Origin of the sequence: Stenotrophomonas sp. 169, from assembly GCF_014621775.1 — a bacterium.
GTDB lineage: Bacteria > Pseudomonadota > Gammaproteobacteria > Xanthomonadales > Xanthomonadaceae > Stenotrophomonas.
Genome location: NZ_CP061204.1, coordinates 2490496 through 2509560, shown reverse-complemented (window position 1 = coordinate 2509560; position 19065 = coordinate 2490496). Strand labels below are relative to the sequence as shown.

General features: G+C 65.9%; 15 protein-coding genes. 12 read left to right on the top strand and 3 right to left on the bottom strand.

All coding sequences use genetic code 11. From position 1 onward, the window contains the following. Positions 1 to 3 precede the first annotated feature (3 nt). Positions 4 to 888 carry a UTP--glucose-1-phosphate uridylyltransferase GalU gene (galU, locus tag ICJ04_RS10795; protein ID WP_188324267.1) on the top strand — a complete coding sequence of 295 codons (885 nt, stop codon included), beginning with the start codon at positions 4 to 6 and terminating at the stop codon, positions 886 to 888. Between the two features lie 818 nt (positions 889 to 1706). Here the strand turns inward: galU and ICJ04_RS10790 are convergent. The 3 genes from ICJ04_RS10790 to ICJ04_RS10780 form a co-directional block, all read right to left on the bottom strand. After that, positions 1707 to 2915 (bottom strand): acetyl-CoA C-acyltransferase, encoded by a 1209-nt coding sequence (locus ICJ04_RS10790; protein WP_188324266.1) that lies wholly within the window; start codon positions 2913 to 2915, stop codon positions 1707 to 1709. A 68-nt stretch (positions 2916 to 2983) separates the two neighbouring features. Then, the gene (locus ICJ04_RS10785; protein WP_188324265.1) at positions 2984 to 5356 is read right to left on the bottom strand and encodes a 3-hydroxyacyl-CoA dehydrogenase/enoyl-CoA hydratase family protein; all 2373 of its coding nucleotides are present in this window, start codon (positions 5354 to 5356) and stop codon (positions 2984 to 2986) included. A 26-nt stretch (positions 5357 to 5382) separates the two neighbouring features. Beyond that, positions 5383 to 6066, bottom strand: a complete 684-nt coding sequence (locus tag ICJ04_RS10780) for a TetR family transcriptional regulator (protein ID WP_188324264.1) — start codon at positions 6064 to 6066, stop codon at positions 5383 to 5385. Positions 6067 to 6311: 245 nt separating this feature from the next. Here ICJ04_RS10780 and ndk point away from each other — a divergent pair, with 245 nt between their 5' ends. From ndk to guaB, 11 genes are all read left to right on the top strand, one after another. Next, entirely contained in the window at positions 6312 to 6737 is a 426-nt protein-coding gene (ndk, locus tag ICJ04_RS10775) for a nucleoside-diphosphate kinase (RefSeq protein WP_188324263.1), read from the top strand. Between the two features lie 9 nt (positions 6738 to 6746). Next, positions 6747 to 7964 carry a 23S rRNA (adenine(2503)-C(2))-methyltransferase RlmN gene (rlmN, locus tag ICJ04_RS10770; RefSeq protein WP_188324262.1) on the top strand — a complete coding sequence of 406 codons (1218 nt, stop codon included), beginning with the start codon at positions 6747 to 6749 and terminating at the stop codon, positions 7962 to 7964. Positions 7965 to 8043: 79 nt separating this feature from the next. Next, on the top strand, positions 8044 to 8760 hold the full coding sequence (locus ICJ04_RS10765) for a tetratricopeptide repeat protein (protein WP_223203066.1): 717 nt from the start codon (positions 8044 to 8046) through the stop codon (positions 8758 to 8760). Between the two features lie 6 nt (positions 8761 to 8766). Then, the gene (locus ICJ04_RS10760) at positions 8767 to 9639 is read left to right on the top strand and encodes a helix-turn-helix domain-containing protein (protein ID WP_188324260.1); all 873 of its coding nucleotides are present in this window, start codon (positions 8767 to 8769) and stop codon (positions 9637 to 9639) included. Positions 9640 to 9719: 80 nt separating this feature from the next. Continuing rightward, positions 9720 to 10358: a tetratricopeptide repeat protein gene (locus ICJ04_RS10755; RefSeq protein ID WP_188324259.1), complete on the top strand. Its 639-nt coding sequence runs from the start codon at positions 9720 to 9722 to the stop codon at positions 10356 to 10358. Then, a complete protein-coding gene (gene bamB, locus ICJ04_RS10750) occupies positions 10358 to 11563 on the top strand; it encodes an outer membrane protein assembly factor BamB (RefSeq protein ID WP_188324258.1) in 1206 nt (401 codons plus the stop codon). The genes ICJ04_RS10755 and bamB overlap by 1 nt, the downstream gene beginning before the upstream one ends. A gap of 16 nt (positions 11564 to 11579) precedes the next feature. After that, positions 11580 to 12977: a ribosome biogenesis GTPase Der gene (der, locus tag ICJ04_RS10745; protein ID WP_188324257.1), complete on the top strand. Its 1398-nt coding sequence runs from the start codon at positions 11580 to 11582 to the stop codon at positions 12975 to 12977. Positions 12978 to 13075: 98 nt separating this feature from the next. After that, entirely contained in the window at positions 13076 to 14212 is a 1137-nt protein-coding gene (gene moeB, locus ICJ04_RS10740; protein WP_188324256.1) for a molybdopterin-synthase adenylyltransferase MoeB, read from the top strand. Between the two features lie 259 nt (positions 14213 to 14471). Further along, on the top strand, positions 14472 to 16304 hold the full coding sequence (locus ICJ04_RS10735) for a monovalent cation:proton antiporter-2 (CPA2) family protein (protein ID WP_188324255.1): 1833 nt from the start codon (positions 14472 to 14474) through the stop codon (positions 16302 to 16304). A 120-nt stretch (positions 16305 to 16424) separates the two neighbouring features. Beyond that, positions 16425 to 17306, top strand: a complete 882-nt coding sequence (folD, locus tag ICJ04_RS10730; protein WP_188324254.1) for a bifunctional methylenetetrahydrofolate dehydrogenase/methenyltetrahydrofolate cyclohydrolase FolD — start codon at positions 16425 to 16427, stop codon at positions 17304 to 17306. Between the two features lie 253 nt (positions 17307 to 17559). Next, positions 17560 to 19014, top strand: coding sequence for an IMP dehydrogenase (gene guaB / locus ICJ04_RS10725; RefSeq protein WP_188324253.1), 1455 nt, complete (start codon positions 17560 to 17562; stop codon positions 19012 to 19014). Positions 19015 to 19065 lie beyond the last annotated feature (51 nt).

The window sequence follows — 19065 nt, the reverse complement described above, 5'->3', positions numbered from 1 at the left end:
CAGATGAGCAAGCGAATCAGAAAGGCAGTTTTTCCGGTGGCAGGGCTAGGGACACGCTTTTTGCCGGCAACCAAGACGGTTCCGAAGGAAATGCTGCCGATCATCGATCGTCCGCTCATCCAGTACGCCGTTGACGAAGCCATCGAAGCGGGCTGCGACACGCTGATCTTCATCACCAACCGCTACAAGCATGCGGTTGCCGACTATTTCGACAAGGCCTACGAGCTCGAGCAGAAGCTCGAACGCGCCGGCAAGCTGGAGCAGCTTGAGCTGGTTCGCCATGTGCTTCCCAACGGCGTGCGTGCGGTCTTCGTGACCCAGGCTGAAGCGCTGGGCTTGGGCCATGCCGTGCTGTGTGCGAAAGAGATCATCGGCGATGAGCCCTTCGCGGTGCTGCTGCCGGACGATCTGATCTACAACCGCGGTGACGGTGCGCTCAAGCAGATGGCTGACCTCAACGAGGCCACCGGTGCCAGCGTGATCGCGGTGGAAGATGTGCCGCATGAGCAGACGGCGAGCTACGGTATCGTCGCCACGGATGCGTTCGATGGCAGTCACGGCCGCATTTCGGCCATCGTCGAAAAGCCGAAGCCGGAAGATGCACCCAGTGACCTCGCGGTAGTGGGCCGTTACGTGCTCAGCCCGAAGATCTTCGAACTGCTGGAAGCAACCGGTACCGGTGCAGGTGGCGAGATCCAGCTGACCGACGCGATCGCCGAGCTGCTGAAGAGCGAGCCCGTCGATGCCTATCGTTTCGAAGGACGTCGCTTCGACTGCGGCACGCATCTGGGCCTGGTGGAAGCCACCATCCGGTTTGCACTGAACAGCAAGAAGCTGGCCAAGCCGGCCCGGCAGAAGCTGCAGGAAATGCTCGCCGAAGACGATTGATCCGGCGAACGGCGGAGCCCCTCGTGGCGGGCGGCAAAAGCTCAAAGGTGGGTCGGGCGGGTAGGGCTTGCGAGGGACGCGCACAAGTACGTCCATGTAGCGCTTGTTTCGCGCCATCCATGGCGCTCAACACCCTCGCAAGCCCCACCCGCCCGACCCCCTGACAGGTTCCGGTGGCAGCCCGCCACGTAAGAAAAAATAAAAAAGCGGTAGCGCCGACCCATGGTCGGCGGAATGTTGCCGCCAACGGCCCGCTGCGCTCGCCGACCATGGGTCGGCGCTACCGATGCCCGCAGGTCCCGTGGCCACCGTGGACCTGTCGAAGGTGGGGCGGGGTGGGTTTGCGGGGGCGTTGAGTGCCATGGATGGCACGAAACGAGGCCCGCAGGATGCGGCTGTTGCCGTCCCCCGCGAACCCACCCCGTCCCGCCAAACACACATACCTGCAGCTCCGGCTGTTGCTGTTGCCGCGGCCCTGGCTCAAGCAGGGTGCCGGGGCGCAGCCCCGGCAACCAAAACCCTTTCCGGGGAATGTTCCCGCTGACGGCCCGCTGCGCTCGCCGACCATGGGTCGGCGCTACCGACGCCCGCAGGTCCCGTGGCCACCATGGACCTGTCGAAGGTGGGGCGGGGTGGGTTCGCGGGGGCGTTGAGCGCCATGGATGGCGCGAAACGAGGCCCGCATGGATGCGGCTGTTGCCGTCCCCCGCGAACCCACCCCGTCCCGCCCATCCGGCAATGCAGCTGTTGCCGTTGCTTTGGCTCTGGCTATGGCTCAAGCAGGGTGCCGGGGCGCAGCCCCGGCAACCAAAACCCTCTTACAGCGATTCGAAGATGCCCGCCGCACCCATGCCAGTGCCGATGCACATCGTCACCATGCCGTACTTCTGCTGGCGACGACGCAGACCGTGCAGCAGCGTCGCCGTACGGATCGCACCCGTGGCGCCCAGCGGATGGCCCAGCGCGATGGCGCCGCCCAGCGGATTGACCTTCGACGGGTCCAGCCCGCAATCGCGGATCACCGCCAGCGACTGCGCCGCAAATGCTTCATTGAGCTCGATCCAGTCCAACTGATCCTGGGTCAGGCCGGCCTGCTTCAGCGCCTTCGGAATCGCCGCGATCGGGCCGATGCCCATCACTTCCGGGCGTACACCGGCGACCGAGAAGCTGACGAACCGGGCCAGCGGCTTCAGTCCGTAATCCTTCACCGCCTGCTCCGACGCCAACAGCACTGCACCGGCGCCGTCGCTCATCTGCGAGGAATTGCCCGCCGTGACCGTACCGCCGAACTGGCCGTTGCGGAACACCGGGCGCAGCTTGGCCAGGCCTTCGGCGGACGAATCCAGGCGCGGGCCCTCATCGGTGTCGACGACGGTGTCGCGGGTGATGATGCGGCGGCCGTCGGCCAGGTCCGGCTGACGGGTGCGCACGTCGTACGGACTGATCTCGTCCTTGAAGTCGCCGTTCTGGATCGCGGCGATCGCCTTCTGGTGCGAGGCGAGGGCAAAGGCGTCCTGCTCTTCGCGCGACACCTTCCACTCTTCGGCAACCTTCTCGGCGGTGATGCCCATGCCGTAGGCAATGGCCACGTGGTCGTTATCGAACACGCTCGGGGCCATCGCGATCTTGTTGCCCATCATCGGTACCATCGACATCGATTCGGTACCGCCGGCCAGCATCAGGTCGGCATTGCCCAGACGGATCTGATCCGCCGCCATGGCGACGGCCTGCAGGCCAGATGAGCAGAAACGGTTCACCGTCTGCGCCGCAATGGTGTCCGGCAGGCCGGCCAGCAGCACGCCGATGCGCGCCACGTTCATGCCCTGCTCGGCTTCCGGCATCGCGCAGCCGATGATGGCGTCGTCGATGCGGTTGACGTCGATGCCCGGCGCCTGCGCTACCACCGAGCGCAGCACGTGGGCCAGCATGTCGTCGGGACGGGTGTTGCGGAACATGCCCTTGGGCGCCTTGCCTACCGGTGTGCGGGTGGCGGCGACGATGTAGGCGTCCTGGATTTGCTTGGTCATTGCAGTGATCTCTTCAATAGGGGTTGGGATGAGGTTGCCGGCCAACGGCCGGCACGACCGATGTCCCGTCAGTTCCGCAGCGGCTTGCCGGTCTTCAGCATGTGCGCGATGCGGGCCTGGGTTTTTTCCTGCTGGGCCAGTTCGACGAAGTGCTTGCGCTCCAGGGTCAGCAGCCACTCCTCGTCCACCAGCGTGCCGCGGTCCACTTCGCCGCCGCACAGGACGGTCGCGATGCGTACGGCGATCTCGTAGTCGTACGGGCTGATGAAGCGGCCTTCCAGCATGTTGACCAGCATCATCTTGAAGGTCGCGATACCGACATCACCGGCGACCTGGATGCGGCGCGAGGGCATCGGCGGGCGATAGCCGCCTTCGGCGAGGGCCAGCACTTCGGCCTTGGCGATGTGCAGCGCCTCGAAGCTGTTGAACACCACCTTGTCAGTGGCGCGCATCAGGCCGAGCTCCTTCGCGTTGACCGCCGAGTTGGAGACCTTGGCCATGGCTACCGTTTCAAAGGTCTTCTTCAGTTCGGCGAACACATCACCACCGGGGCCGGCAGCCTGTGATGCACGCACCGCCAGCTCCTTCAGGCCGCCGCCGGCCGGCAGCAGGCCGACGCCCGCTTCCACCAGGCCGATGTAGCTTTCCAGCGATGCCACGCTCTTCGCGCTGTGCATCTGGAATTCGCAGCCACCGCCCAAGGCCAGGCCACGCACCGCCGTTACCACCGGTACCAGGGAATACTTGATCGCCTGGCTGGTGCGCTGGAAGTTGTGCACCATTTCTTCGAACTGCTCGACCTTGCCGGCCTGCAGCAGGCCCAGTGCACCGGCCAGGTCGGCGCCGGCGGAGAAGGGTTCCTTCTGCTGCCAGATCACCAGGCCCTTGAAGTCTTTCTCAGCGCGCTTGATGGCTTCCTGCAGGCCATCGAGCACGTGATCGGACACGGTGTTCATCTTGGTCTTGAAGCCGACTACCGCGATGCCATCGCCGTCGTGCCACATGCGCACGCCGTCGTTTTCATACACGGTGTCGCCCTGCGGGAACTGTTCGCCCAGCAGCGGATCGGGGAAGCGCTGGCGCTGATAGACCGGCAATGCGGAGCGCGGCAGCTTGGCGTTGCGCGTCGGGCTGTAGCTGCCTTCGGCGGCGTGTACGCCATCGCGGCCATCGAACACCCAATCCGGCAGTGGCGCGCTGCTCATGCTCTTGCCGGCGACGATGTCATCGGCAATCCACTGCGCGACCTGCTTCCAGCCGGCGGCCTGCCAGGTTTCGAAAGGACCCAGCGACCAACCGTAGCCCCAGCGGATGGCAAGGTCGACGTCGCGCGCGGTCTCGGCGATGTCAGCCAGGTGATACGCGCTGTAGTGGAACAGGTCGCGGAAGGTGGCCCACAGGAACTGTGCCTGCGGGTGCTGGCTCTCGCGCAGCTTGGCGAACTTCTCCGCCGGATTCTTGATCTTCAGGATCTCGACCACTTCCGCTGCAGCGGTCCGGTCAGCGGCGCGGTAGTCCTGCTTTTCCAGGTCCAGCACCATGATGTCCTTGCCGACCTTGCGGAAGATGCCCGCGCCGGTCTTCTGGCCCAGTGCGCCCTTGGAAATCAGCGCGTCGAGCCACTTCGGCGATTTGAAGAACGCGTGCCACGGATCGTTGGGCAGGGTGTCGCCCATGGTCTTGATCACGTGCGCCATGGTGTCCAGGCCGACCACATCGGAGGTGCGGTAGGTCGCCGACTTCGGGCGGCCGACCAGCGGACCGGTCAGGCCGTCGACTTCGTCGAAGCCCAAGCCGAATTCCTGGGTGTGGTGGATGGTGGACAGGATCGAGAACACCCCGATGCGGTTGCCGATGAAGTTCGGGGTGTCCTTGGCGTACACCACGCCCTTGCCCAGGGTGGTGACCAGGAAGCTTTCCAGGCCCTCCAGCACGCTGGCGTCGGTGGTGGACGCCGGGATCAGCTCGGCCAGGTGCATGTAGCGCGGCGGGTTGAAGAAATGCACGCCGCAGAAGCGGTGGCGCAGCTGTTCGGGCAGCACGTCGGCCAGCTTGTTGATGCCCAGGCCGGAGGTGTTGGAGGCCAGCACGGCGTGGTCGGCCACGAACGGCGCGATCTTCTTGTACAGGTCCTGCTTCCAGTCCATCCGCTCGGCGATGGCTTCGATGATCAGGTCGCAGTCGCGCAGCTGCTCCAGCCCGCTCTCGTAATTGGCCGGCGTGATCGCCTCGGCGTAGGACTTGCTGGCGAGCGGGGCAGGGCTGAGCTTGCCCAGGTTGGCGATCGCCTTCAGCACGATGCCGTCGGCAGGGCCTTCCTTGGCGGGCAGGTCGAACAGCACGGTGTCGACGCCGGCGTTGGTCAGGTGGGCTGCGATCTGGGCGCCCATGACGCCGGCACCCAGCACGGCGGCGCGGCGGACTAGCAGGGAATTGGACATGTCGATAAGCCTTGGTTGGTCAGCAGTTACTGGGTGGAAAGGGAAGGTGGGGTGGCAGCCGGGTTGGCGGACATCGCGGCGCTGCGTGCAGCCGCGCGGAAGCCGGCTTCGGCGAAACGGATGAGTTCCTGTGCGGCCTGGGCACCATGCGCGGCTTCGGTGACACCGGCAGGCCGCTTGATCAGGCCGAAATCGGCCATCGCATAGGTAAGCGACCCGGCCAGAAAGTCGAGGCGCCAGTACAGCTCTTCCTTGCTCAGATCCGGCAAGCAGGCGGAAATGGCACGGCCGAAGTCACGCAGCACGTGGCCGTAGTGATCCGACAGGAAGCGCCGCAGGTTGTCGTTTTTCTCCGCATAGGCACGGGCGATGACGCGCACGAACGCGCCACCGCTCTGGCTGTCCTGCGCCATCGCCAGCGCCGGCTCGACGAATGCGGCCAGCACCGGCCGCAGTTCGCCCGGATGCTCGCTGCGTGCTTTCTCCAGCTGCGCCATCCGCGCGGCGGTCATTTCGTCCATGCGGCGACGGAACACCTCGTTGACCAGGTTTTCCTTGGATCCGAAGTGATAGTTGACCGCTGCGATGTTGACGTCAGCCTGGCTGGTCACCTGGCGCAGCGACGTCCCGGCAAAGCCATGCAGCGCAAACAACGCCTCGGCGGCGCCGAGGATGCGGTCTTTGGTGGAGAAGTGGGCAGGTCTGGCCATGGAGAACAGGGTTCAATCAAACGATTGTTTGATATTAGACCCGGGGCCCGGCGCAATGCATTGTGCGTCGCAGCATCATGCCGCCACCGTTCATCCCCGGCCGCAGATGAATGGCCGGGGCTACCGTGTATTGCGGCGAGGCGCTACAATAAGCCTACGTATATCAGCCTAAGCCCGCGTTTCGACGTGGGTTTTTTTCATGCTACCCTCGGGCCTTGAGTGGCCCGGATCTCGGAGATACCACCATGGCGCTGGAGCGCACCCTTTCGATCATCAAGCCCGACGCCGTCGCAAAGAACGTCATCGGTGAAATCTACGCCCGCTTCGAAAAGGCCGGCCTGAAGGTCGTCGCTGCCAAGTACAAGCAGCTGTCGCGCCGCGAAGCCGAAGGCTTCTACGCCGTGCACCGCGAGCGCCCGTTCTTCAACGCGCTGGTCGAGTTCATGATCTCCGGCCCGGTGATGATCCAGGCCCTGGAAGGCGAGAACGCCGTCCTGGCCCACCGCGACCTGCTGGGCGCCACCAATCCGAAGGAAGCCGCGGCCGGCACCATCCGCGCTGATTTCGCTGAATCCATCGATGCCAATGCCGCCCACGGCTCGGACTCGGTCGAGAACGCCACCAACGAAATCGCTTACTTCTTTGCCGCCACGGAAGTGGTCTCCCGTTAAGAGGTTGCCGTGAACGAGGTCGTACAGACACCCGCCATCCAGCCGCTGCCGAAGTCGGCACCCACGGCTGGCAAGCAGAACCTGCTCGACCTCGATCGCGCGGGCCTGGAGCGTTTTTTCGTCGAAAAACTCGGCGAACAGAAGTTCCGGGCACATCAGGTGATGAAGTGGATCCACCATCGCTACGTCACCGATTTCGATGAAATGACCGACCTCGGCAAGGGACTGCGCGCCAAGCTGCAGGAACATGCCGAGGTGCTGGTTCCGAACATCGTGTTCGACAAACCGTCCGCCGACGGCACCCACAAGTGGTTGCTGGCGATGGGCAACGATGGCAAGAACGCCATCGAAGCGGTCTACATTCCGGACAAGAGCCGCGGCACGCTGTGCGTTTCCTCGCAGGTGGGCTGTGCGCTGAACTGCACGTTCTGTTCGACCGCCACCCAGGGCTTCAACCGCAATCTGTCCACCGCCGAGATCATCGGCCAGGTATGGATTGCCGCGCGCCACCTGGGCAACGTGCCGCACCTGATGCGCCGTCTCACCAACGTGGTGATGATGGGCATGGGCGAGCCACTGATGAATTTCGACAACGTCGTGCGCGCGATGAACGTGATGCGCGACGACCTGGGCTATGGCCTCGCCAACAAGCGGGTGACCCTGTCCACCTCCGGCCTGGTGCCGATGATCGATCGGCTGTCCACCGAAAGCGATGTGTCGCTGGCGGTGTCCCTGCACGCGCCGACCGATGAGCTGCGCGAGACCCTCGTGCCGCTGAACCGGAAGTACCCGATCGCTGATCTGATGGCGTCTTGTGCGCGCTACCTGCGTGGCAACAAGCGCCGCGAATCGGTGACCTTCGAATACACCCTGATGAAGGGCATCAACGACCAGCCCGAGCACGCCCGTGCACTGGCCCGGTTGATGCGCCAGTTCGACAACGCGGTGCAGGCCAAGGGCTCGGGCAAGGTCAATCTGATCCCGTTCAATCCCTTCCCGGGCACGCGTTACGAGCGATCCGACGATGTGCAGATCCGCGCCTTCCAGACCATCCTGCTGGACAACAACGTGCTGACGATGGTGCGCCGTACCCGCGGTGACGACATCGACGCGGCGTGTGGCCAGTTGAAGGGGCAGGTGATGGACCGGACGCGGCGCCAGGCCGAGTTCAACAAGACCCTTGATGCGCTTGAGAACTTACGGACCGGGCGCGATGCAGCGGCCTGACCGCCTGCTCGCCGGTGCTGCCCTGTGCGCGCTGGTGCTCGCGGGGTGCGGTGGTGGTAGCAAGGGGGGCGGATTGAAGATGGGCAAGGCCGAGATGTCGGTTGCGCCCACCTACACAGCCCATGACGGCGAACAGGTGCGACGCCAGCACCAATACAACAACGACGTGACGCTGGCTGGGGCCGACCTCGGGGCCGGCAATCTGGACGCGGCGGAAAAGCGCGCGCGTTCGGCACTCAAGCTGGACAGTGGACGCCCTGACGCGCTGCTGCTGCTGGCTGCCGTAGCGCAGCGGCGTGGCGACAACGTACAGACCGGCCAGCTGCTGCAGCGGGCCACCGTGCTGGCTCCCGAGCGCGGCGATGTGCTGAACAACTACGCGGCGTGGTTGTGCCAGCAGGGGCGGGCGGCGGAGTCGCTGCCGTGGTTCGACCGGGCGCTGGTGGCGCCGGGCTACGCCACGCCGGCCATCGCGCTGTCCAACGCCGGTGCCTGCGCCCTGGATGCCGGGCAGCGTGAACGCGCCCAGCGTGACCTGCGCGCATCGCTGGCCAGCGAGCCCAAAAACGCCCAAGCGCTGACCGCGATGGCGCAACTTTCGTACGACGATGGCCGTTTCATGGAAGCGCGTGCGTTTTCGGAGCGCCGCCTCGCGGCTGCACCGTCAACGCTTTCCGTGTTACAACTGGCGTCGCAAATCGAGACGCGACTGGGTGATGCGGCAGCCGCCGCACGCTACCAGCAGCGGATTCGTCAGGAATTTCCGCAGGATGCGGACCCCAATTCCAAGGGTTGAAGCATAGTGACTGACAACCAGACCGTGAACGCTTTCGAGACGGCAGCCGGCTGTGGCCAACGCCTCCGCCAGGCCCGTGAAGCGGCAGGACTGACACTTGATGAGGTCTCCAAGCGCCTGCACATGCCTGTGCAGGTCGTCCGTTCGCTTGAGGAAGAGCAGTGGCAGCGTCTGGGCGCGCCGGTGTTCGTCCGCGGCCAGCTGCGCAGCTATGCGCGGCTGCTGGGCGTGGACGTGGGCCAGGTGCTTGAACAGGCCCAGGTAGGTCCGATCGTGCCGCCTACCTTGGTCAGCCATACCCATACGCCGCGCGCGCGCCGCATCGCGGAAAGCCTGGGCCGACGCCTCCTGTACGTGGGCATCACCGCAGCGCTCGCGGTGCCGGTCTGGTTCGCTACCCGCAGCCATCTGGATGGCGGCGGGCAGGGGCCCAACACGGCCTCCCTGGATGTGATCCCGGCAACGGTGGCCGTCGCGCCGCCTGCCGATGGTCGCGATGCCGCACCGGCACCGACGGCCGCTGCGACGCCGCAGCGACCGCCCGCCCAGCCCTACATGGCCTCGTTGACGCCGGTGCCACGGCCTGCGGCGGTCGAGCCGCCGGTGGCTGCCGGCACGGCGTTGGCACTGCAGTTCAGCGGCGACAGCTGGGTGGACATCACCGGGCCCGATGGGGCGACGGTGGAAAAAGCGCTGATCAAGGCGGGCCAGTCGCGCAGCTTCCCGGCAGGCCAGGTCAGCCGGATCGTGCTGGGCAACGCCTCGCAGGTGCAGGTTCAGCAGAACGGCACCATCATCGATCTCGGTCCGTATCAGCGAGCCAACGTTGCCCGCTTTACGGTATCCTCTGACGGCTCCGTGGTCCCGGTTTCCAACTGAGACCGCGGCGGCACTCCACAACCCAATGAACAGTCCTCCCCGGCGAGCTTGTCTCCGGCTCGGGTAGGGCGAGAGTACGCATGGCGATCGACGACCTGCTCGACGAGCACGAACAAAGTGAACGCGTCCGCTCCTGGCTGCGCAAGAACGGCCTGAGCATCCTCGGTGGCGTAGCAGTGGCCGTCGGCGCGATCTGGGGCTGGGGCTACTGGCAGCAGTCGCACGGCGACAAGCTGGCCTCGGCCAACCTGGAGTACCAGAAGGTGCTCAAGGGCATCGAGGAGAACAAACTCGATGAGGCGGGCAAGGCAGTGAAGGCACTCGACGCCGGCCCGTCCAACATCTATTCCGAACTGGCTGCCCTGCAGCTTGCGAAAGCGCAGGTGGAAGCCGGCAAGAACGATGACGCGCTTGCCACCCTGCGCGCGGTCAGCGTGGAAGGCGACCTGAAGCACGTGGTTGACCAGCGCATTGCTCGTCTGCTGGTAGCGACCGGTAAGGGCGACGAAGCCATCAAACTGCTGGGTTCGGCCACGGACAGCAGTGCGCTGGAGATTCATGGCGACGCCTTGATGGCCGCCGGCAAGCGGGATGAAGCCCGCGGGCAGTACGAGAAAGCGCTTAAGACGCTGGACGTGGCAGCGCCCCAACGGCGCCTGCTGGAAACCAAGTTGATGGACGCCGGCGGCACGGTCGCGGCGACTGAGGAGACGGTGTAATGGGTCAGATGGTCATCCTCAAGCGGGTTGCCACGGTTGCGATGCTCGGCATGGCACTGTCCGGCTGCAGCACGGTAAAGGGCTGGTTCGCCGGCAAGGACGCAGCGGCGAAGAAACTGCAGGAACCGGCCGAACTGGTGAAGTTCGATGCCACGGTGAAGATCGACAAGCTGTGGACGGTCAACCTGGGCAAGGGCGAAGAGCGCATCGGCGTCCGCCAGGGTCCGGTCGTGGCCGATGGTCGCGTCTACGGCGCGGCGATCACCGGTGGCGTGCACGCCATCGACCTGCAGACCGGCAAGAAGATCTGGACGTACGAGCCGGCCAAGGAAAAGAAGAAGCCGAAGCTGCGCCTGTCCGGTGGACCGGGCGTGGGCGAAGGCCTGGTGGCCATCGGTACGCTGGACGGCCAGGTGATCGCGCTCGATGCCAACGACGGCACCGAGAAGTGGCGCGCCAAGGTGCCCGGCGAAGTGATTTCCGCTCCGGCCATCGGCCAGGGCATGGTGTACGTACGCAGCAATGACGGCCGCATCACCGCGTTCGATGTGTCCAACGGCACCCAGCGCTGGTTCAACCCGCGCGAACTGCCGGCGCTGACCGTGCGCGGCAACGCGCCGATCGTGCCGGGTCCGGGCGTGCTGTTTGTCGGTAACGATGACGGCAGCATCTCCGCGATGGCGTCCACCGATGGCCGCACGCTGTGGGACCAGGTGGTGGGCAACCCGGAAGGGCGCACCGAACTGGACCGCATGGCTGACGTGGATGGCGCCCCGGTGCTGGAAGGCGCCACGCTGTATGCCAGCAGCTTCAAGAACCAGACCATGGCCATCGAAGGCCCGACCGGCCGCCCGCTGTGGGCGCGCGATCACGGCGGTGCCGGTGGTGTCGCCGTGTCGACGTCCTACGTGATCGTGACTGACAACCAGGGCGGTGTGTTCGGCCTGGACAAGCAGAGCGGTGCGGCCAGCTGGTCGCAGACCGGCCTGGCCCGGCGCCAGTTGACCGGCCCTGCGCTGCAGGGCGATTACGTGGTTGTCGGCGATCTCGACGGCTATGTTCACTGGCTGCAACAGTCCGACGGCGCGATGGCCGCCCGGGCAAAGACCGGCGGGACCGTCAAGGCCCAACCGATAGTCGCTGACGGGGTGCTGCTGGTGCAGAACGTCGAAGGCAAGCTGACCGCTTACCGGTTGGCCAATTAATTACGGAGTAAACGCGATGCTGCCCCTGGTCGCCCTGGTCGGACGGCCGAATGTCGGCAAGTCCACAATTTTCAACGCGCTCACGCGCACCCGCGACGCGCTGGTCCATGACCAGCCGGGCGTGACCCGTGACCGCAACTACGGTGTATGTCGCCTGGACGAGGACAACCCGTTCCTGATCGTGGACACCGGCGGCATCGCCGAGCAGGAAGAAGGCCTGGCCGGCGCGACCGCGCGCCAGGCACGTGCTGCTGCCGAGGAAGCCGACCTGATCGTGTTTGTCGTGGATGCCCGCGACGGCACCTCGTCGCTGGACGATGACATCCTGGCGTGGCTGCGCAAGCAGCAGCAGCCGAAGGTGCTGCTGATCAACAAGATCGACGGCACCGACGAGCACACCGTGCGCGCGGAATTCTCGCGGTACGGCTTCAGCGAGATGATGACCGTTTCGGCGGCGCATCGTCAGGGTCTGGATGACCTGCTCGAGGAAATCGTCGAGCGCCTGCCGGAAGAAGGCAGCGCCGAAGAGATGGACAACGATCCGAACCGCGTGCGCATCGCCTTCGTCGGTCGCCCCAACGTGGGCAAGTCGACGCTGGTGAACCGCATCCTCGGCGAGGAGCGGATGATCGCCTCTGAAGTGCCGGGCACCACCCGGGATTCCATCTCGGTGGACCTGGAGCGCGAGGGCCGTGAATACCGCCTGATCGACACTGCCGGCCTGCGCCGTCGGGGCCGCGTGGACGAAGCGGTGGAGAAGTTCTCCGTCGTCAAGACCATGCAGGCGATCGAGCAGTGCCAGGTGGCCGTGCTGATGCTGGACGCACACGAAGGCGTGACCGACCAGGACGCCACCGTGCTCGGCGCGGTGCTGGATGCTGGCCGTGCGTTGGTGATTGCGATCAACAAATGGGACGGACTGACCGACTACCAGCGCGAGCAGGCGGAGACCCAGTTGTCGCTGCGCCTGGGCTTCGTGCCGTGGGCCGAGTCGGTGCGTATTTCGGCGATGCACGGCTCCGGCCTGCGTGAACTGTTCAATGCAGTGCACCGTGCGCATGCGTCGGCGAACCATCAGTTCAGCACCAGCGAAGTGAACCAGGCGCTGGAAGTGGCCTACCAGGCCAATCCGCCGCCGACCATTCGTGGTCACGTGTCCAAGCTGCGCTACGTGCATCCGGGCGGCGCCAATCCGCCGACCTTCATCGTGCACGGCACGCGACTGAAAGAGCTGTCCGAGTCGTACAAGCGCTACCTGGAGAACTTCTTCCGCAAGCGCTTCAAGCTGGTCGGCACGCCGGTGCAGTTCATCTTCCGCGAGGGAGCGAACCCGTACGAAGGCAAGAAGAACCCGCTGACCGAACGCCAGGTCAAGGCCAAGCGTCGCCTGATGAAGCACGTCAAGGGTCGCTGACGCGACCCGGTAACGCCGAACCCACGGTAGCGCCGACCCATGGTCGGCGAGCGCAGCGGCGGTGTGCCACCCCTGCGCGCATGGCCGATAATGCCGCCATGCCTATTCCCGAAATAACCCCGGAAATCGCCCTGCAACGCCTCGCCCACGGCGCGGCGCTGATCGACGTGCGCGAGGCGCACGAGCGTGCCGGCGGCATGGCCGAAGGCGCGCGTGGCATCGCCAACGGCGTGCTGCAGGCCGATCCTGGCGCGCACCTGCCGCGCACCGACCAAGACATCCTGCTGATCTGCCAGACCGGCCGGCGCTCCGTCGATGCGGCGCAGGCACTGCTCGCTGCCGGCTATGCAAACGTCGCCTCGGTGGCCGGCGGCACCGTCGCCTGGCGCGCGCAGGGGCTGCCGCTGGTGCAGCCCCTGACCTCGGCCGAAGACCGCGATTTCTACGATCGGTATGCCCGCCATCTGCTGTTGCCGCAGGTCGGCGAAGCAGGCCAGCGCCAACTGCAACGGTCGCGCGTGCTGGTGCTGGGCGCTGGCGGGCTGGGCTCGCCTGCCGGCTTCTACCTGGCCGCGGCCGGGGTAGGGCAGCTGCGTTTTGTCGACGATGACCGCGTGGAGCGCAGCAACCTGCACCGGCAGATCGTGCACACCGAAGCCAGCGTAGGCACGCTGAAAGTGGACTCGGCCCGCGAGCGCATGCTGGCCCTGAACCCTTCTCTCAAGGTAGAGGCCATCGCCGAGCGTGCTACCTCGTCAAACATCGACGCGCTGATGGACGGGGTGGACGTGGTGCTCGACGGCTCGGACAACTTCCCGCTGCGCTACCTCCTCAACGACGCGTGCATCAAGCACGCCAAGCCGCTTGTGTATGCCGCGATCGAGCGCTTCGACGGCCAGGTGAGCGTGTTTGACGCCGGTCGCCAGCGCGGCGTGGCGCCGTGTTACCGCTGCCTGTTCCCGCAGCCGCCGCCGCCGGAGTTCGCGCCGAACTGTTCCGAGGCGGGCGTGCTCGGCGTCCTGCCCGGGCTGGCCGGTATCCTGCAGGCGACCGAGGTGCTGAAGCTGCTGCTGGGCATCGGCGAGCCGCTGACCGGGCGCCTGCTGCGCTTCGATGCGCTGGCGATGCGCTTCCGCGAAACCCGGCTCAGCCCCGACCCGCAGTGCGCGGTCTGCGGGCCGGGCGTCGAGTTCCCCGGCTATATCGATTACGCCGCTTTCTGCGCGGGCCGCTGATTTGCCGCTACGCTCGCCGAGCGTGGCTCGGCGCTACCGAGGCACCGATCTGGCGCGCAGGGCCGGGTCATCGGTAGCGCCGACCCATGGTCGGCGAGCACAGCGGCAGCCGTTCGTTCGCAGTGACAGATGGAACGACATGGCAATAAATTTACCACTCGTTGCGCCAACAGAACAATCAACCGCAACTCACGTGCTATTGATTGCCACCCGCATGCCCTATCGTTGAGCCCTCTCGACGCATCACAGGAACGGCCGCATGGCGGTGGAAGCAGCAGCAAGCAGTGAACTGGTCAAGGTCGTCGCCCTGTTGGGCGCGGCAGTGGTGATGGTGCCCCTGTTCCGACGCTTCGGCCTCGGATCGGTCCTGGGCTACTTCACCGCTGGTCTGGCGATCGGGCCGTTCGGGCTGGGCTGGTTCTCCGATCCGCAAGCCATCCTGCATACCGCCGAACTCGGCGTGGTGATGTTCCTTTTCGTGATCGGGCTGGAAATGCGGCCGTCGCACTTGTGGAGCCTGCGCAAGGAAATCTTTGGCCTGGGTACGGCGCAGATTACCGTCTGCGCCATCGTGCTGACCCTGGTCGCCAAGCTGTTCGGCCTGCCGTGGCAGGTGGCCTTCATCGGTGCGACCGGCTTCGTGCTCACCTCTACCGCGGTGGTGATGCAGTTGCTGGCCGAGCGCGGTGACATCGCGTTGCCGCCGGGGCAGAAGATCGTCTCGGTCCTGCTGTTCGAAGACCTGCTGATTGTGCCGTTGCTGGCGCTGGTCGCGTTCATGGGCCCGTCTGCGGGCAGTGCCGACGGCGAGGGCTCGCGCTGGATGTCGGTGGCTATCGGCGCCGGCGCAGTGATCGGCCTCGTGCTGGTCGGGCGTTTCCTGCTCAATCCGCTGTTCCGCATCCTCGCTGCCGCCAAGGCGCGCGAAGTGATGACCGCCGCGGCGCTGCTGGTGGTGCTGGGCGCGGCACTGCTGATGCAGCTGTCCGGGCTGTCGATGGCGATGGGCGCGTTCCTGGCCGGCGTGCTGCTCAGCGAGTCGACCTTCCGTCACCAGATCGAAGCCGATATCGAGCCCTTCCGCGGCATCCTGTTGGGCTTGTTCTTCCTCAGCGTCGGCATGGCGCTGGACCTGGGCGTGGTGGCGCGCAACTGGCCGCTGATCGTCGGTCTGGTGCTGGCGCTGATGGCGGCCAAGGCCGTCTGCATCTATGCCGTGGCACGACTGCTGGGCAGCAGCCATGCGCAGGCGCTGGACCGTGGCGTGGTGATGGCGCAGGGCGGCGAGTTCGCGTTCGTGCTGTTCGCCGCCGCTGCCAGTGCCGGGGTGATCGACGTGGACATCAACGCCAACTTCACCGCCGTGGTCGTGCTGTCGATGGCGCTGACCCCGCTGGTGGTGCTGGCGCATAAGCGCTTCGCTGCACCTGCCGTGGTCAGCATGGAAGGCGTGGAGGAGGCCGAAGGCCTGTCCGGCAGCGTGCTGCTGATCGGCTTCGGACGCTTCGGCCAGGTGGCCAGCCAGTCACTGCTGGCGCGCGACGTGGACGTGACCATCATCGACAACGACGTGGAGATGATCCACAGCGCCGAACGCTTCGGTTTCAAGATCTATTACGGCGACGGTACCCGTCTGGATGTGCTGCATGCGTCCGGTGCAGCGTCGGCGCGCGCGATTGCGGTGTGCGTCAACGACGCTACCGAAGCGGACCGCATCGTTGAGCTGGTGTCGCACGAGTTCCCGCAGGCCAAGCTGCTGGTGCGTTCGTTCGACCGCGAACACTCACTGCGTCTGATACATGCAGGTGTCGATTTCCAGATCCGCGAAACCTTCGAATCGGCCGTGGTGTTCGGTCAGGCCGCGCTGATGGAACTCGGTGCCGATGAGGACGATGCACGCGATATCGCCGAGCAGATCCGCGAGCGCGACGCAGAGCGCTTCCAGCTGGAAATGGCCGGCGGCGACCTGATTTCCGGTGCGCACATGGTGTTCGGCACCTCGCTGCCCGGCGTGCCGACGCCGACCCCGTTCACCGTGCCGAAGCGTCAGTCGCGCACGCTCAATGCCGATCAGGTGCCGCCGGACGCTTGACCAGGGTAGTGACGGCCGCTGGCCGTCAGCCCCTGCAATCCCGCCTTGACGGCCAGCGGCCGTCACTACCGGGCCTGAATCAGGGACAATAGCCGTCCCCGCCGCTGCACGCCTGCTTCGATGACCCTGCCGACCGACGCCCCCTCATCCGCCCGCATCCTCGATGGCCGCCGCATCTCCGAGGCGCTGCTCGACAGCCTGAAGGTGCGCGTGGACGCGCGTGTCGCCGCTGGTGGCAGCCGCCCCGGCCTGGCCGTGGTGTTGGTAGGAGGCGATCCGGCGTCGACCGTCTATGTGCGCAACAAGCGCCGTGCGGCGGAGAAGGTGGGCATCGAAGCGCACGACTTCGACCTGCCGGCCGGCACCAACGAATCCGATCTGCTGGCACTGATCGACGAGCTGAACGCCGATCCGAAGATCCACGGCATCCTGATCCAGCTGCCGCTGCCGGGTATCCCCGATGCCCGCCGCCTGATCCAGCGCATTGATCCGCGCAAGGACGTCGACGGCTTCCATCCCGAAAATGTCGGCCACCTGGCCCTGCGCGAATTCGGCCTGCGCCCGTGCACTCCGCGTGGCATCACCACGCTGCTGGGCCACACCGACCAGCCGGTGCGCGGCCGCAACGCGACCATCGTCGGCGTCAGCAACCACGTCGGCCGGCCGATGGGCCTGGAACTGCTGATCGCCGGCTGCACCGTGACCAGCTGCCACAAGTTCACCCCGAAGGACGTGCTGGAGCAGGCCGTGCGCAACGCCGACATCCTGGTGGTCGCGGTTGGTCGCCCGGGCATCGTGCCGGGTGAATGGGTCAAGCCCGGCGCAGTGGTGATCGACGTGGGCATCAATCGGCTGGACGATGGTCGCCTGGTCGGCGATGTCGGCTTCGAGGCCGCTGCGCAGCGCGCCAGCTGGATCACCCCGGTACCCGGTGGGGTAGGGCCGATGACGGTGGCGACGTTGATGCAGAACACCCTGGAAGCGGCCGAAGCGTTCGTCTGAGAGATCGCGCGTAGAGCCCGCTGCGCTCGCCGACCATGGGTCGGCGCTACCAGCCCCCGCCTCGCCCGATTCCGCCCACCCGCCGCGGCGCCCGATAACCCCGCACCCCGGTAGCGCCGAGCCACGCTCGGCGAGCGCAGCGGCGCCTTTCACCCCGCACCCTACCGGCGCGACACACCGTCGCATCTACCCCCTGCCGCTCGGCCGACAATCAGGGTAAAATGACGCGCTTCCCCACATCTCGGGTATGCCGATGCTGCGCATCCAGGCTGAAGCTCTCACCTACGACGACGTCTCGCTCGTCCCCGCCCACTCGATCATCCTGCCGAAGGATGTCAGCCTGGAAACCCGGCTGACCCGCGACCTGCGGCTGAAGCTCCCGATCCTGTCCGCTGCGATGGATACCGTCACCGAAGCACGCCTGGCCATCGCCATGGCCCAGCTCGGCGGCATGGGCATCATCCACAAGAACCTGAGCGTGGAGCAGCAGGCCGCCGAAGTGGCCAAGGTCAAGAAGTTCGAGGCCGGTGTCATACGCGATCCGATCACCGTCGGGCCGGAAACCACCATCCGCGACGTGCTGGCGCTGACCCAGGCGCGCAACATCTCCGGCGTGCCGGTGGTGGATGGTGGCCAGCTGGTCGGCATCGTCACCCACCGTGACATGCGCTTTGAAACCGAGCTGGACGATCCGGTCCGCCACATCATGACCAAGAAGGATCGCCTGATCACGGTCAAGGAAGGCGCGGCGTCGGAAGAAGTGCAGCTGCTGCTGCATCGCAACCGCATCGAAAAGATCCTGGTGGTCAACGATGAGTTCGCCCTGCGTGGCCTGATCACCGTCAAGGACATCCAGAAGAACACCGATTACCCGAACGCTGCCAAGGACTCCGCGACGCGTCTGCTGGTGGGTGCCGCGGTCGGCGTGGGCGGCGATACCGATCGCCGCGTCGAAGCGCTGGTCGCCGCCGGCGTGGACGTGCTGGTGGTGGACACCGCGCACGGCCACTCGCAGGGCGTGCTGGACCGCGTACGTTGGGTCAAGAAGCACTTCCCGCAGGTGCAGGTGGTCGGTGGCAACATCTGCACCGGCGAAGCCGCACTGGCGTTGCTGGATTGCGGTGCGGATGCGGTCAAGGTCGGCATCGGTCCGGGCTCGATCTGCACCACCCGCGTGGTCGCCGGTGTCGGCGTGCCGCAGATCACCGCCATCGACCTGGTCGCCGAGGCGCTACAGGATCGCATCCCGCTGATCGCCGACGGTGGCATCCGCTACTCCGGTGACATCGGCAAGGCGCTGGCCGCCGGTGCGTCCACCATCATGATCGGTGGCCTGCTGGCCGGTACCGAGGAATCGCCCGGCGAAACCGAGCTGTTCCAGGGCCGTTCGTACAAGAGCTACCGCGGCATGGGCTCGCTTGCGGCGATGGAGAAGGGGTCCAAGGACCGCTACTTCCAGGATGCCTCCAGCGCCGACAAGCTGGTGCCGGAAGGCATCGAAGGCCGCGTGCCGTATCGCGGCCCGGTCGGCGGCATCATCCACCAGCTGATGGGCGGCCTGCGTGCCACCATGGGCTACGTGGGCTGCGGCACGGTCGAAGACATGCGCAGCAAGCCGAAGTTCGTCAAGATCAGCGGCGCCGGCCAACGTGAGAGCCACGTCCACGACGTGCAGATCACCAAGGAACCGCCGAACTACCGCGCCTGAGGCCGGACGTAGCAAGAGGAACGAGGAAGCTGATTCCCGTTCCTCTTTCTA

Bases quoted from the DNA above. Each gene is read 5' to 3' on its own strand.
- ICJ04_RS10790 (WP_188324266.1), bottom strand. From the start codon at position 2,915: ATGACCAAGCAAATCCAGGACGCCTACATCGTCGCCGCCACCCGCACA.
- bamB (WP_188324258.1), top strand. From the start codon at position 10,358: ATGGGTCAGATGGTCATCCTCAAGCGGGTTGCCACGGTTGCGATGCTC.
- folD (WP_188324254.1), top strand. From the start codon at position 16,425: ATGACCCTGCCGACCGACGCCCCCTCATCCGCCCGCATCCTCGATGGC.
- ndk (WP_188324263.1), top strand. From the start codon at position 6,312: ATGGCGCTGGAGCGCACCCTTTCGATCATCAAGCCCGACGCCGTCGCA.
- ICJ04_RS10735 (WP_188324255.1), top strand. From the start codon at position 14,472: ATGGCGGTGGAAGCAGCAGCAAGCAGTGAACTGGTCAAGGTCGTCGCC.
- ICJ04_RS10755 (WP_188324259.1), top strand. From the start codon at position 9,720: ATGGCGATCGACGACCTGCTCGACGAGCACGAACAAAGTGAACGCGTC.
- galU (WP_188324267.1), top strand. From the start codon at position 4: ATGAGCAAGCGAATCAGAAAGGCAGTTTTTCCGGTGGCAGGGCTAGGG.
- ICJ04_RS10785 (WP_188324265.1), bottom strand. From the start codon at position 5,356: ATGTCCAATTCCCTGCTAGTCCGCCGCGCCGCCGTGCTGGGTGCCGGC.
- ICJ04_RS10780 (WP_188324264.1), bottom strand. From the start codon at position 6,066: ATGGCCAGACCTGCCCACTTCTCCACCAAAGACCGCATCCTCGGCGCC.
- moeB (WP_188324256.1), top strand. From the start codon at position 13,076: ATGCCTATTCCCGAAATAACCCCGGAAATCGCCCTGCAACGCCTCGCC.
- guaB (WP_188324253.1), top strand. From the start codon at position 17,560: ATGCTGCGCATCCAGGCTGAAGCTCTCACCTACGACGACGTCTCGCTC.
- der (WP_188324257.1), top strand. From the start codon at position 11,580: ATGCTGCCCCTGGTCGCCCTGGTCGGACGGCCGAATGTCGGCAAGTCC.
- ICJ04_RS10765 (WP_223203066.1), top strand. From the start codon at position 8,044: ATGGGCAAGGCCGAGATGTCGGTTGCGCCCACCTACACAGCCCATGAC.